We start from the raw sequence: 13,546 nt of genomic DNA, 5'->3' as shown, positions 1-13,546 counted from the left end.
GCCACTTCGACGGTCCCTTCCGCCGGTGCAAGACGAGCCGCGGTCACGCGGCCCGATCCCGCGCGTCGCGATCCTACCCGGCCGCGCTCGCCGCCGCGTCCGGCATGGCGAAGGTCGCGCAGGCGGGGCGCGCCAGCGTCACGGGCTGGTCGCCCGCGCGCGGGGTCTCGCCGGAGGCGAGCGCGTCGCCCAGTCGGTCGAGGCGGACCGTGGCGAGGCCGCGGTTCCCCGCGGCGCTGCCCGTGGTGCCGAGCACCTTGCCGCCCGCGGTGATCTCGGTGCCGGGCGGGGGCGCGGCGTCCGCGTAGGCGGCCGCCAGGATGCGGGTCCGGGCCGTGCCGCGGTGCTGCATCCGCGAGACCACCTCCTGGCCGACGTAGCAGCCCTTGCGGAAGTCGACGCCGCCGAGCTGATCCATCAGCGCCTCGTGCGGGAATGCGTCGCCGAAGGCGAAGTCGCGTCCGCCCTCGGGCACGCCGAGGGCGATCCGGTGCGCGTGGTACTCGGCCTCGGCGGCGTCCGCCGAGAAGGCGCCCGCTTCGGCGTAGAGACGGGCGCCGAGATCGGCCGCGCGGGAATCGGCCAGCGCCTCCGCGGCGGGCGGGGCCGCGCCGGCCCAGGCCGCCGCGACCGCGACGGTCGGGTTGGCCGCGATGGTCGCCTGCGCGCGCAGGCGATAGAGCGTCAGGCGCTTGGCGAGGTCCGCGGCCCTTTCGACCAGCACGTCGAACCGGAAGCCGTCGGGGATCCGCGAGACCAGGAAATCGAAGAGGATCTTGCCCTGCGGCGTGAGCAGGGCGCCGAGGCGCGCCTCACCGGGCTGGAGCGTCTCGACGTTGCAGGTCAGGACGCCCTGGAGCAGCGTCGTGGCGTCCGGTCCAGTGACGGTGACCAGGGCGCGGTCCGGCAGCAGGGCGACGGGCATGGGCGGCGATTCCTCGGGGCGCGAACGGTCCGGCGGGCCGGACCGTGGACCCGGGACGTAGTCGCTGACCGCCCGCGCCTCAACCGTCCGCGCTCACCTGCTCAATGCTGGAGCGTCGTGGTGAACGCGCCCCCGCGGATGCGCTCCGGGAATCCCTCCGCGTAACGGGCCGTGGCTTCTTCGCCGTACGTCGTCACGAGTTCCTGAAAAGCCGCGAACAGGGCGGCCTGGGCCATGCAGTCACCGTCGAGACCATCGAGGCAGCCTTCCGCGAACGCTTCCGAGACGTAACTCAGCGCGACGCGTTTCTCCTCGACATCGACCTCGATGGGGGCGGTGTGAGAGCTGTGCTGCATGGCCGGATACTTCCATTGCGCCGGACACGGGGCCCGGCGGACGCAATGGATGATAAGCAGGTCCCGGCGGCTCGGCCAGCCGAGAATTTCGGATCGGTTAACGCGAGCGCTCAAATCCGATGTTTCGCCGGCATCGCCGGTATGTGTGCTGTACCTGCATCACCCCCCGAAACGCCCGGCCAGAGCGTGCGACAGCCGGTCGCCCTCCGCGACGTACCGTGCGGCCGCCTCGTGGGCCGCGGGCGTGCAGACCCGGTAGGTCAGCGCGTAGCCGCGATAGCCGCGGTTGTAGGCGCCGGCCAGCCGGTCGCGGCGGGCCGGGGTCACGCCTTCGGAGTCGATCAGCGCCTTCATGCGGGCCGGCCAGTCGGCCGCGTCCGGGGCCGCGCAGAGGTTCCGCAGGAACGCCAGGGCCCCGATGATCTCGGACATGCGCAGCAGGTCGCGGTCGTAGGGCGCGGGCACGTCCGCGGGGGCGGGCGCCTCCTTGGACGGCTCCTTCGCGGCTTCCTTGGCGGGCGCGCCGCTCCGGCCGGAGCGCTGCTGCGCCAGCGCCGGCGCGGAGACCGGGCCTGCCAGGAGCGCCAGCAGGCACAGGACGGTCGCGGGGCGCCTCACGCCGTCGGCTCCCCGCCCGGCATTCCCGCGCGATTCACGCGCCGATCCGCGCTCCCGTCCGTGTCCCGGGCCGCCACCCGCGCGAAGGCCTCGCGCAGGGTGTCGACCAGGCCGGGGGTGGTCGGAAGGGTCGCGACCTCCGCGAGCGTCGCCCACCGGGTGCCCAGGGCTTCGGGCCCGGCCACGGGCTCGCCGCCGCACCACAGGGCGGCGTGCGGGTGGACGACGTAGTGGTGGCGGGCCCGGCCGGCCTCGTCCCGGACGATGATCTCCGTGGGCGAGAGCACGCCGACCACCTCGGCGGGCAGTCCGACCTCCTCGGACAGTTCGCGCAGGGCCGCCTCGGCCAGGGACTCGCCCGCCTCCACGAGGCCGCCCGGCAGGGTCCAGACGCCGCGCATCGGCTCGTTGGCCCGCGCCGCCAGCAGGACCCGCTCGCCGCGGATCACCGCGATCGACGCGCCCACGAAGGGCCGGGCCGGGAACAGCCGGCTGTCGGGATCCGGTGCGCCCGCGGTCACGGCTTACCCCCGTCCGGTGCCACGACGGCCACTCGGCCGTCGGCGAGGCCGACGAGCAGCCGCGCCGCCGCGCCCTCGCCGAGGACGACGATGCCGGTCTCCGCGGGGGCCGGCAGCGGCACGCGCGCCCGCTCGCGCAGGCCGCCCTTGGCCGCCACGAAGGCGATCTCCGGCCGGCCCGCCACCGGCAGGACGAGCTCGGGGCTGCCGCCGGCCGGAACGGTCACGGCGAGATCCGAATCGCCGTCGCCGGCCGCGTAGCCCGCGGCCTCGCCAGCGGGCTCGATCGCGTCGGGACGCAGCGTCCAGAGCTGGAGCCGGCCCTTGGCGCTGACCGTCGCGGCCTGGGTGGCGCCCGATCCGGAGAAATCCGCGATGCCGGCGATCTTGAGGGGCGGGCCCGGCTGGGCGGGCGTGCGGGCGGCGACGGCCCAGGCCGCGCCCGGATCGCCGGCGGGCCGGTCGATCAGCACGAGGCTGCCGGCATCCGCGCCGGACAGCGTCGCCGCCAGCAGCGCCGGGCGGTCCCCGAGGCGCAGCAGGCGCGGCCGCAGCGGCGCGAACACGGCCTCGCCCCCCGCCGGCACCGTCACGGTGGCCACGGGGACGGGCTTCGGATCGGTGCTCACCGCCATCGGCTGGCGCTCGCGGATCGTCAGCACCGCGGCGGCCGCGCCGCCGTCGGGGGCGCGGGTGCGCCCGGTGAGATAGGCGCTCAGGGGGCCCGAGAGGGCCCGGCGCGAGCCCGGCAGGGCCCCGCGCGGCGTCTCGGCGGCGGTCAGCCCCTCGACCGCGTCCCGGCCGATCGGCCGCACGGTGACGCCGCCCTCCGCGAGGGCGAGCACGGCGCCGCCGTCGTCGCCCCAGACCACGGCGATCGGCGCGCTCTCCTCGTCGCCGGCCTGCTGGCCACCGCCCTGCGCGCCGGCCTTTGCCCCTGCCGTGCCGCCGGTGATCGGCAGGAGCCCGGAGGTCGCCACCGAGACCGCGGCCTCGCTGCGCGAGCCGCGCAGCGCCCGCACCTTGAAGGGCAGGTCGAGGATCCGGATCCCGGGCTCGGCCCGCGCCCCCGCGACGGGCGCGACGCACGCGAGGAGGCCCAGGACGAGTGCGACCCGACCGCGGCGCGCCGTCGGGTGACGGCGCGGTAGCGCCGTGCGCGCGGAAGCGCCCCAGGAAGCGACCGATCTGGTCAAACGTGCTGGCCGCCGTTGATGTGGAGCTCGGCGCCGTTCACGTAGGAGGAGGCCTCGGTGCACAGGAAGTAGATCGCCTTGGCGACCTCGTCCGGCGTGCCGAGCCGGCGCTGCGGGATCTGCTCGACGAGCTTCTCGGTGCCGGGCGACAGGATCGACGTGTCGATCTCGCCCGGCGAGATCGCGTTCACCCGCACGCCGAGCGGCCCGAAATCGGCGGCCATCTCGCGGGTCAGGCCCGCCAGCGCCGCCTTGGAGGTGCCGTACGCCGCCCCCGCGAAGGGGTGGACGCGCGAGCCGGCGATCGACGTCACGTTGACGACCGAGCCCTTGGCCCGGGCCAGTTCCTCGCGCAGGCCCCGGGCCAGCAGGATCGTGGCGAAGAGGTTGACTTGGAAGACCCGCTGCCACGTGTCGAACTCGGTGGCCAGCGCGCCGAGGCGCTCGCCCTCCGGCCCCTTCGGCGAGATCCCGGCATTGTTGACCAGCGCGTGCAGCACCCCGCCCTCGGCGGCGAGCCGGCCCCGCACCTCCTCGACGGCGCGGACCGTGTCCTGCGCGTCGGCGAGGTCGACCTGCAGGTGGTCCTCGGGCCCCATCTCCCAGGGGCAGTTCTCCGGGAAGGCGTGGCGCGAGCAGGTGATCACGCGCCAACCCGCGGCCGAGAAGCGCTTGACGGTGGCGTGGCCGATGCCCCGGCTCGCGCCCGTGAGCAGCATGATGCGCCGGCGTTCGTTGACGGGGAGGGCCAAAGCCGTAAGCCTCGCTGGCGTTCAGGGATCGCCGCCCGGTCGGGCGCGGTGCGTGCCGGTGAGCCCCAATGGTCTAGGCGCACGGGCACCGGAAATCCAGAGCGGGCCGCGCGTCGGCGCCGGAGCACGGAGGGGAAACGCATGGCCAGCGGGCAGACCAGCGCGGAGCGCATGCCGGAGATCCCGGCCGGCGGCCTGTCCCCGGCGCAGGAAGAGGCGGCGGCCGCGTTCCGGGCCGAGCGCGGCGTCCAGGTCTTCGGGCCGTTCGTGCCACTCCTGCGCAGCCCCGAGCTGATGCTGTGCGCGAGCCGGATGGGCCAGTACCTGCGCTACGGCAGCGTCCTGCCGCTGCGGATCAGCGAGTTCGCGATCCTGGTGGTCGCGCGGGAGTGGAGCCAGCCGGTCGAGTGGGCGATCCACCACCCGATCGCCCTCGAGGCCGGAGTCGCCCCCGAGACCGCGCGGGCGCTGGCCGAGGGGCGCCGCCCCGACACGATGAGCGCCGACGAGGCCCTCGCCTACGCGTTCTCGACCGAGCTGATGCGCAACCGCGGGGTGAGCGACGCGACCTACGCGGCCCTGGTCGCGCGCTTCGGCGAGCAGGGGGCGATCGATCTGACCGGCATAAACGGCTACTACGCGCTGCTCGCCATGACGATGAACGTCGCCCGCACGGCCCTGCCGGAGGGCGGCCCCGCGGCCCCGCCGCTGCCGCCGCTGGTCGGGTAGGGCGCGCCGCCGCGGCCGCGGCGCGGGCCGGGGGCGATCCCGCGCGGCTTGTGGCGCCGGCCGCTTCGGTCTAACCGTCCTCCCCCGTGCGGGTGCCCGACGTGCCGCCCGCCCGTTCCCGAAAACCCGGCCGGACGAGAGCCATGGTCGCCCATACCCGCGCCGATTCGGCGCCCAAGCCCACCGACCCGGCGCTCGCCGGCGCCCGGATCCTCGTGGTCGAGGCGCGCTACTACGACGCGATCGCCGACGAACTCCTGGCCGGCGCCCTGGCGGCGATCGCGGCCGCCGACGCGCAGGCCACCGTGGTCACCGTGCCGGGGGCCCTTGAGATCCCCGCCGCCGTGGCGATCCTGCTCGACACGGGCGCCTACGACGCCGTGGTGGCGCTCGGCTGCGTGATCCGCGGCGAGACCGGCCACTACGACATCGTCGCCGGCGAGAGCGCCCGGGCGCTCATGGACCTGTCGGTGCAGCGCCGCGTGCCGCTGGGCAACGGCATCCTCACGGTCGAGACCGAGGCTCAGGCGCTCGCCCGCGCCCGGGTCGCCGAGATGAACAAGGGCGGCGGCGCCGCCGAGGCGGCGCTCGGCGTGCTCGCCCTGAAGCGTGCGGCCGAAGGCGCGCGCCCGCGATGACGGATACACCCATGACCGGGACCCCCGAGACCCAGCCGGAGACCGGCGCGGAGAATGGCACCGGCACCGCCGGCGCCCCCGCCAAGATCAGCCTGCGCAGCGGCGCCCGCCTCGCGGTGGTGCAGGCGCTCTACGAGATGGACGTCTCCGGCAAGGGCGTGCTCGACGCCCTCGCCGAGTTCGAGGCCTTCTGGATCGGCCAGGAGGTCGACGGGATCGCCCATCCCCCGGCCGAGACCGCGTTCTTCCGCGACCTGCTGCGCGGCACGGTCGAGGAGCAGCGCGCCATCGACCCCAAGCTCGACCAGGCCCTCGCGCAGGGCTGGCCGCTGCGCCGCATCGAGATCGTCCTCCGGGCGATCCTGCGGGCGGGCGCCTACGAGCTGATGTTCCGTCGCGACGTGCCGGCGGCCGCGGCGATCTCGGAATACGTCGACGTCGCCCACAGCTTCTACACGGCCGACGAGCCGGGCCTCGTCAACGCCGTCCTCGACCGGGTCGCCCGGGAGGTCCGGCCGGGCGAGGTCGGGGCCCCGAAGGCCTCCGGCAAGCCGGGCTCGTCCAAGCCGCTCCCCGGCAAAGCTGCGGCTGGGAAACCGTCGGCCGGGAAGGCCTGAGTCTTGGCCGGGCCGGCCCGCGCCTCCGAGGAGGGGCTGATCGCCCGCTACTTCGCGCCGCTGGCCGGACCGGGCGCCGACGGGCTCCGGGACGACGCCGCCGCGCTGACGCCCGCGCCGGGCCACGACCTCGTCCTCACCGCCGACGCCGTGGTGGCGGGGATCCACTACTTCGCGGAGGATCCGCCGGCCTCGATCGCCCGCAAGGCGCTCGGCGTGAACCTCTCCGACATCGCCGCCAAGGGCGCGGTCCCGCGCGGCTTCCTGCTGACCCTCGCGCTGCCCGACGACTGGACGGAGGCCTGGCTCGACGGATTCGCGCAGGGGCTCGGCGCGGCGGCCGAGGCGGCCGGCTGCCCGCTGCTGGGCGGCGACACGGTGCGCTCTGGCGGCCCCGCGCTGATCTCGGTGAGCGTGTTCGGCGAGCTGCCGACCGGCGCCATCGTGCGGCGCGCCACCGCGCGGGTCGGCGACCGGATCTGCGTTACCGGCACGATCGGCGACGCCGCCCTCGGCCTGCGGATGCGCCTGGAGCCCGGCGCCCCCTGGGCGGCCGGCCTCGATCCGGCGCTGCGGGCCGAACTCGCCGACCGCTACCTGCACCCGCGCCCGCGGCTCGCCGCCGCGCCGGCCATCCGCCGCCACGCCTCGGCGGCCATGGACGTGTCCGACGGCCTCGCGGGCGATCTCGCCAAGATGCTGGGCGCGGGCCGCACCGCCCGCGTGGCGACGGCGGACGTGCCGCTCTCGGAGGCGGCCCGGTGCGCCTGCGCGGCGGACCCCGCCCTGATCGAGGCGGTCCTGACCGGCGGCGACGATTACGAGATCCTCTGCACCGTCGCGCCGGAGCGCCTGGCGGATTTCCGGGCTGAGGCCGCGGCGGCCGGGGTCGCCGTCGCCGCCATCGGCACCGTCACCTCAGGCGACGGCCCGCCGCGCTTCGAAATGCGCGATGGCGCCGAGCGCGTGTTCGCGGCCGGAGCCTTCAGCCACTTCTGACGCCCAGATCGCGTCCGGTCCCGAGATCATCGGGCCGGCGGAATCCCCGACCGGGTGGCCGATCTGGCGCCGGACCTCGCCGATCATCGCGGCGGCGACCACCGGGATCCAGCGGCCGGCCGGGTCCCCGCCCGCGCCCGGCGCCCGGGACAGGGCGCGCTGCAGCACGCAGAGCAGGTCGTCCTGGATCGTGACCGGCTGCGCCGCGACCCGCTCTGCGATCAGGAAGCCGACCGCGCCGCTCAACACCTCGATGGTCGCCGCCAACCTGGCGGCCTGGTCGCTGCTCATGGCGAGTCCCTCGTCCGAATACAACCAAAAATAGAATATCGGTTGGTTAAGGCGACGTTAACGGCCGCTCGAGCCGCTCGCGTTCGTGATGTTCCGGTTCGGGGGACGGGCATCTCCGCTCGGGGGAGCCGCGCTCGGCCCCCTCTCCCGCACGGAAGAGGGGGCTCGCGCCCATGGAACCGGGTGCAGCGGCCGGCGGGAAACCGGATCCGCAACATAATGCAGCATTGCGGGTTCGAGGGCTTTTTGGCCCGCGGGTCGTGAGACCCGATTCCCGGCGTCGCCCGCCGACGCGGCGTTTGCGCTCCCCGGCGAAGTTTGGCAATCAAGGCATTGTACTGGGAAGGAAAGCCCCGAATCCGAGCGCCGCGTCCCATGGCCGTCGTCCGGCGGTCAAGCTCGACAATCACAAGCCAACGCCAGGCACGATAATAACAAGGACGGTCGAATGATTCCCTTGGTCCTGATCATCGCGGGCGGGCTCTGCGCCGTCGCCTACGGCATCGTCACGATCCTCGACGTGATGCGGCGCGACGCCGGCACGCAGCGCATGCAGGAGATCGCCGCCGCCATCGCCGAGGGCGCGCAGGCCTATCTCCGGCGGCAATACACGACGATCGGCCTCGTCGGCGTCGTCCTGTTCGTCCTCCTCGCCGTCTTCCTCGGGATCAAGGTCGCGGTCGGCTTCCTGATCGGCGCCGTTCTGTCGGGCGCGGCCGGCTTCATCGGCATGAACGTCTCGGTGCGGGCCAACGTCCGCACGGCCCAGGCCGCCTCGACCTCGCTGGGCGGCGGCCTCGACGTCGCCTTCAAGTCGGGGGCGGTGACCGGCATGCTGGTGGCGGGCCTCGCGCTGCTGGGCGTGGCCCTCTACTACCTGTTCCTCACCCGCGCCGCCCATCTCGAGCCGTCGAGCCGCGAGGTGATCGACGCCCTCGTGGCGCTCGGCTTCGGCGCCTCGCTGATCTCGATCTTCGCCCGCCTCGGCGGCGGCATCTTCACCAAGGGCGCCGATGTCGGCGGCGACCTCGTCGGCAAGGTCGAGGCCGGCATCCCGGAGGACGATCCGCGCAACCCCGCCACCATCGCCGACAACGTCGGCGACAATGTCGGCGACTGCGCCGGCATGGCGGCCGACCTGTTCGAGACCTACGCGGTCACGGTCGTCGCCACGATGGTGCTGGCCGCGATCTTCTTCTCCGGCGCGGGCGGGAGCAACCGCGACGTCCTCGAGCCGATGATGCTGTACCCGCTCGCCATCGGGTCGGCCTGCATCCTCACCTCCATCGCCGGCACCTACGCGGTGCGGCTCGGCGCGAACCAGTCGATCATGGGGGCGCTCTACAAGGGGCTGATCGCCGCCGGCGTGCTCTCCATCGCGGCGATCGCGGCGGTCAACATGACCCTGCTCGGCGGCTTCTCGACGAGCTTCACCACCTCGACCGGCCTGACCTTCACGTCGGCCGCGCTGTTCGGCTGCGCGGTGATCGGGCTCGCCATCACGGCGCTGATCGTCGTGATCACCGAGTACTACACGGGCACCAACTTCCGCCCGGTGAAGTCGATCGCCGACGCGTCGGTGACCGGCCACGGCACCAACGTGATCCAGGGGCTGGCGATCTCGCTCGAATCGACCGCGCTGCCGGCCATCGTGATCGTGGCAGGCATCATCAGCACCTACGCGCTCGCCGGCCTGTTCGGCATCGCCATCGCGGTCACCGCCATGCTGGCGCTCGCGGGCTTCATCGTGGCGCTGGACGCCTTCGGGCCGGTCACCGACAATGCCGGCGGCATCGCCGAGATGGCGGGCCTGCCCTCGGAGGTGCGCAAGTCCACCGACGCCCTCGACGCGGTCGGCAACACCACCAAGGCGGTGACCAAGGGCTACGCGATCGGCTCGGCGGGTCTCGGCGCGCTGGTGCTGTTTGCCGCCTACACGTCGGACCTGAACTACTTCATCGCCCATGCGAGCCCGACGCAGTACCGCTTCTTCCAGGGCGTCAGCGTCGATTTCTCGCTCTCCAACCCCTACGTCGTGGTCGGGCTGCTGCTCGGCGGCCTGATCCCGTTCCTGTTCGCCGGCATCGCCATGACGGCGGTCGGGCGCGCGGCGGGCGCGGTGGTCGAGGAGGTCCGGCGCCAGTTCCGGGCCAAGCCCGGCATCATGCAGGGCACGGACCGGCCGGATTACGGGCGGGCGGTGGACATGCTCACCCGCGCGGCGATCAAGGAGATGATCATCCCGTCGCTGCTGCCGGTCCTGTCGCCGATAGTGCTGTTCTTCGTGATCCAGTTCATCGCCGGGAAGAGCCAGGCCTTCGCCACCGTGGGCGCGAGCCTGCTCGGCGTGATCCTCACCGGCCTCTACGTGGCGATCTCGATGACCTCGGGCGGCGGTGCCTGGGACAACGCCAAGAAGTACATCGAGGACGGCCACCACGGCGGCAAGGGCTCCGACGCCCACAAGGCGGCGGTGACCGGCGACACGGTGGGCGACCCCTACAAGGACACCGCCGGTCCGGCGGTGAACCCGGCGATCAAGATCACCAACATCATCGCCCTGCTGCTGCTCGCCGTGCTGGCGCACAGCTGAGTTCCGCGAAGACCGGATCGGCCGACGGGGCCGGGCTCTCCGCGAGCCCGGCCCTGCCCGTTTCGCCGTGTGCGCCCCCGCACGCGACGGCCAGTCCCGCGGCGCAGCACCTTGGCATCGCGGCGCCGCAGCGCCACCTCGGCGCCGGATTAAAACCCGGACGCGGCCCCCGCCGCACCAGCACGAGGTAACCCATGCCGTCCCTGCTCGACCCGATCCGCATCGGCGCCATCGAGGCGAAGAACCGGATCTTCATGGCGCCGCTGACCCGCGGCCGCGGCACCCGCGAGCACGTTCCGACCCCGATCATGGCCGAGTACTACGCCCAGCGCGCCGGCGCCGGCCTGATCCTCACCGAGGCCACCGGTATCAGCCAGGAGGGGCTCGGCTGGCCCTACGCGCCCGGCATCTGGTCCGATGCCCAGGTCGACGCGTGGCGGCCGATCGTGAAGGCCGTGCACGACAAGGGCGGCAAGATCGTCTGTCAGATCTGGCACATGGGCCGGATGGTCCATTCGGACTTCCTCCGCGGCGCCAAGCCGGTCTCGTCCTCGGCCACGACGGCGCCCGACCAGGCCCACACCTATTCCGGCAAGAAGCCCTACAGCGAGGCCCGCGCCCTGGAGGTGTCCGAGATCCCGCGCCTGCTCGCCGATTACGAGCGGGCCACCGCCAACGCCCTGGCTGCCGGGTTCGACGGGGTGCAGATCCACGCCGCGAACGGCTACCTGATCGACGAGTTCCTCCGCGACGGCACCAACCACCGCACCGACCAGTATGGCGGGTCCGTCGAGAACCGCGTGCGGCTCCTGCGCGAGGTGACCGAGGCGGTGGCGAAGGTCGCCGGGCCGGAGCGCACCGGCGTGCGTCTCTCGCCGAACGGCGCGATCCAGGGCTGCAACGACTCGAACCCGGAGCCGCTGTTCGCCGCCGCCGCCCAGGCGCTCGCCGATGCCGGGATCGCCTTCCTGGAGATGCGCGAGCCGGGGCCGAACGGCACCTTCGGCAAGGCCGACCACCCGCCGATCGCCCCGGCGATGCGGCGCGTGTTCCGCAACCCGATGATCCTGAACGCCGACTACGACGGGGTCAGCGGCCAGAAGGCGCTGGATGCCGGCGAGGCCGACGCCATCGCGTTCGGCCGGACCTTCATCGCCAACCCGGACCTCGCCGAGCGGATCGCCAGGAAGGCGCCGCTCGCCAAGGACGACGCCGCGACGTGGTACAGCCAGGGCCCCGAGGGCTACGTCGACTACCCGACCCTGACCGAGTCCCGCGCCGCCTGACGCGCCGCGGTCGCGCGCCCTGCCGCGGCCCGGAGGGCTGCGGCAGGAAACCGCGGCGGTTCCTTGGCAGCGGGCCGTCGCGCGCCTATGTGAGGGCAGGACCATGGATGTGCCTGCACCTCACGCGCTCGCGGAAGCCGGACCGACCGACGGGCGCTGGCGCGCCGCCGACCGGATCGCCGAACTGCGCGACCTCGCGATCCTCGATTCCGAGCCCGAGCCGCTCTACGACGACCTCGTTCGGGTCGCCGCTTACGTCTGCCGGGCGCCGGTCGCGCTCGTCAGCCTCGTGGATGCCGAGCGGCAGTGGTTCAAGTCGGAGGTGGGCCTCGGCAAGCGCGAGCTGCCGATCAATTGCTCGGTCTGCGCCCACACGATCGAGGCCGGCGACCTTCTCGTCATCCCGGACCTGACCACGGACCCCCGGACCACCGAGAATCCCCTCGTGACCGGGGCACCGGCCTTCCGGTTCTACGCGGGTGCGGTGATCCGCGGCAGCCACGGCATCCCGCTCGGCGCGCTGTGCGTGCTGGACCGCGTCCCGCGGCCGGAGGGGCTCGATTCGGAGCAGACCGCGACCCTGCTGGCGCTGGCGCGCCAGATCTCCAGCCTGCTGGAGCACCGCAGGACGCTGGCGCAGGTCGCCGCCCGCGAGGCGGAGATCGCCGCGAGCGAGCGCCGCTTCCGCGTGATGACCTCGGCGATGCCCCAGATGGTCTGGACCACGCGGCCGGACGGGTTCCACGACTACTACAACGATCGCTGGTACGAGTTCACCGGCGTCCCCTACGGCTCCACCGACGGCGAGGGCTGGAACGGTGTGTTCCATGCCGAGGACCAGGACAGGGCCTGGGCGCGGTGGCGCCACTGCCTCGCGACCGGCGAGCCCTACGAGATCGAGTATCGCCTGCGCCACCACAGCGGCGACTACCGCTGGACCCTGGGGCGGGCCATGCCGATCCGGGACGCCGAGGGGCGGATCGAGCGGTGGTTCGGGACCTGCACCGACATCGACGATTTGAAGCGCGCCGAGGCCGAGGCCCGCAAGCTCGCGGCGATCGTCGAGACGTCCAAGGACTTCATCGGGCTCAGCACCCTCGAGGGCGCGATCACCCATCTCAACGAGGCGGCCATGGCCCTGGTCGGCCTGCCCGATCTCGCCGCCGCCCGCGCCAAGAAGGTGCCCGACTTCTTCACCGACGACAGCCGCCGGATCCTGGCCGAGACCGTGATGCCGGCGGTGCGCCGGGACGGGTTCTGGGAGGGCGAACTCGCCTTCCGGCACTTCGTCACCGGCGAGCCCCTGGCCGTGCTCTACAACATCTTCCCGGTGCGCGACCCGACCGGGACCGAGCTCGGCTACGCCACCGTCACCCGCGACCTGCGCGAGGCCAAGCGCGCCGAGGAGGCCCGCGACCTGCTGATCCGCGAGCTGTCGCACCGGATCAAGAACATCTTCGCGGTGGTGGGCGGCCTCGCCACCCTGACCGCGCGGACCGACCCCGCGGCCAAGCCCTTCGTGGCCGCGTTCCGCGAGCGGCTTGGCGCCCTGGCCCGGGCCCACGAATACGTCCGCCCGCACTCCCCCGACAGCGCCCCGCCGGTCGCTGGCCAGACGGTGCTCGGGCTGATGCGCCTGATCATGGCCGCCTACGAGGAGAACGGACGCGCCCGCGTGGTGATCTCGGGGGACGATGCCGAGATCGGCGAGCGCACCGCCACGGCCCTCGCGCTGATCATGCACGAGCAGGCGACGAACGCGGTCAAGTACGGCGGCCTGTCGACGCGGGAGGGCGGCGTCTCGCTGAGCGGGACCCGCGAGGCGGGCCGCTACACGCTGACCTGGCGCGAGGAGGGCGGCCCGCAGATCGCCGGCGCGCCGTCCCGGAAGGGATTCGGCACGGTGCTGGCCGAGCGCAGCGTCGCCGGCCAGCTCGACGGGGCGCTGGAGCACGACTGGGCGCCGGGCGGTCTCCTGATGCGGCTCAGCGTCCCGCTCGAGAACCTGCGGACCTGACGTGGCTC

At 73.6% G+C, this 13,546-nt stretch carries 14 protein-coding genes; 7 read left to right on the top strand and 7 right to left on the bottom strand.

The features are described 5' to 3' along the window. Positions 1-73: 73 nt before the first annotated feature. The 6 genes from ACQKQD_RS23740 to ACQKQD_RS23715 form a co-directional block, all read right to left on the bottom strand. Positions 74-925: a YgfZ/GcvT domain-containing protein gene (locus ACQKQD_RS23740; RefSeq protein WP_427509718.1), complete on the bottom strand. Its 852-nt coding sequence runs from the start codon at positions 923-925 to the stop codon at positions 74-76. 101 nt (positions 926-1,026) lie between these two features. Continuing rightward, entirely contained in the window at positions 1,027-1,281 is a 255-nt protein-coding gene (locus ACQKQD_RS23735) for a hypothetical protein (RefSeq protein WP_012320917.1), read from the bottom strand. A 159-nt stretch (positions 1,282-1,440) separates the two neighbouring features. Beyond that, positions 1,441-1,899: a TIGR02301 family protein gene (locus ACQKQD_RS23730; protein WP_427509717.1), complete on the bottom strand. Its 459-nt coding sequence runs from the start codon at positions 1,897-1,899 to the stop codon at positions 1,441-1,443. Further along, the gene (locus tag ACQKQD_RS23725) at positions 1,896-2,420 is read right to left on the bottom strand and encodes an NUDIX hydrolase (RefSeq protein ID WP_091927311.1); all 525 of its coding nucleotides are present in this window, start codon (positions 2,418-2,420) and stop codon (positions 1,896-1,898) included. Before ACQKQD_RS23725 ends, ACQKQD_RS23730 begins: the two co-directional genes overlap by 4 nt. Then, on the bottom strand, positions 2,417-3,616 hold the full coding sequence (locus tag ACQKQD_RS23720; RefSeq protein WP_427509716.1) for a hypothetical protein: 1,200 nt from the start codon (positions 3,614-3,616) through the stop codon (positions 2,417-2,419). The genes ACQKQD_RS23725 and ACQKQD_RS23720 overlap by 4 nt, the downstream gene beginning before the upstream one ends. Then, positions 3,613-4,335: an SDR family NAD(P)-dependent oxidoreductase gene (locus ACQKQD_RS23715; RefSeq protein WP_041372745.1), complete on the bottom strand. Its 723-nt coding sequence runs from the start codon at positions 4,333-4,335 to the stop codon at positions 3,613-3,615. Before ACQKQD_RS23715 ends, ACQKQD_RS23720 begins: the two co-directional genes overlap by 4 nt. A 174-nt stretch (positions 4,336-4,509) precedes the next feature. Here ACQKQD_RS23715 and ACQKQD_RS23710 point away from each other — a divergent pair, with 174 nt between their 5' ends. The 4 genes from ACQKQD_RS23710 to thiL all read left to right on the top strand — a co-directional run bounded on the left by ACQKQD_RS23710 (position 4,510) and on the right by thiL (position 7,351). Beyond that, a complete protein-coding gene (locus ACQKQD_RS23710) occupies positions 4,510-5,097 on the top strand; it encodes a carboxymuconolactone decarboxylase family protein (protein ID WP_427509715.1) in 588 nt (195 codons plus the stop codon). 143 nt (positions 5,098-5,240) lie between these two features. Continuing rightward, the gene (gene ribH / locus ACQKQD_RS23705; RefSeq protein ID WP_020093929.1) at positions 5,241-5,735 is read left to right on the top strand and encodes a 6,7-dimethyl-8-ribityllumazine synthase; all 495 of its coding nucleotides are present in this window, start codon (positions 5,241-5,243) and stop codon (positions 5,733-5,735) included. Between the two features lie 11 nt (positions 5,736-5,746). Next, positions 5,747-6,352: a transcription antitermination factor NusB gene (nusB, locus tag ACQKQD_RS23700; RefSeq protein WP_170863012.1), complete on the top strand. Its 606-nt coding sequence runs from the start codon at positions 5,747-5,749 to the stop codon at positions 6,350-6,352. A gap of 3 nt (positions 6,353-6,355) precedes the next feature. Then, a complete protein-coding gene (gene thiL / locus ACQKQD_RS23695; protein WP_427509714.1) occupies positions 6,356-7,351 on the top strand; it encodes a thiamine-phosphate kinase in 996 nt (331 codons plus the stop codon). On the opposite strand, the gene ACQKQD_RS23690 is transcribed toward thiL, so the two are convergent. Beyond that, a complete protein-coding gene (locus ACQKQD_RS23690; RefSeq protein ID WP_427509713.1) occupies positions 7,271-7,642 on the bottom strand; it encodes a hypothetical protein in 372 nt (123 codons plus the stop codon). The genes thiL and ACQKQD_RS23690 overlap by 81 nt on opposite strands. Before the next feature lie 448 nt (positions 7,643-8,090). Here ACQKQD_RS23690 and ACQKQD_RS23685 point away from each other — a divergent pair, with 448 nt between their 5' ends. The 3 genes from ACQKQD_RS23685 (at position 8,091) to ACQKQD_RS23675 (ending at position 13,538) form a co-directional block, all read left to right on the top strand. Next, positions 8,091-10,235: a sodium-translocating pyrophosphatase gene (locus ACQKQD_RS23685; RefSeq protein ID WP_091927315.1), complete on the top strand. Its 2,145-nt coding sequence runs from the start codon at positions 8,091-8,093 to the stop codon at positions 10,233-10,235. Between the two features lie 194 nt (positions 10,236-10,429). Then, positions 10,430-11,521 (top strand): alkene reductase, encoded by a 1,092-nt coding sequence (locus ACQKQD_RS23680; RefSeq protein WP_427509712.1) that lies wholly within the window; start codon positions 10,430-10,432, stop codon positions 11,519-11,521. Positions 11,522-11,624: 103 nt separating this feature from the next. Further along, the gene (locus ACQKQD_RS23675; protein ID WP_427509711.1) at positions 11,625-13,538 is read left to right on the top strand and encodes a PAS domain S-box protein; all 1,914 of its coding nucleotides are present in this window, start codon (positions 11,625-11,627) and stop codon (positions 13,536-13,538) included. Positions 13,539-13,546 lie beyond the last annotated feature (8 nt).

Origin of the sequence: Methylobacterium sp. NPDC080182 (genome assembly GCF_050281105.1) — a bacterium.
In the GTDB taxonomy this organism is placed as follows: Bacteria; Pseudomonadota; Alphaproteobacteria; order Rhizobiales; family Beijerinckiaceae; genus Methylobacterium.
The sequence above is the reverse complement of the archived record's forward strand: the minus strand, read 5'-3'. Positions and strand labels throughout refer to the sequence as shown.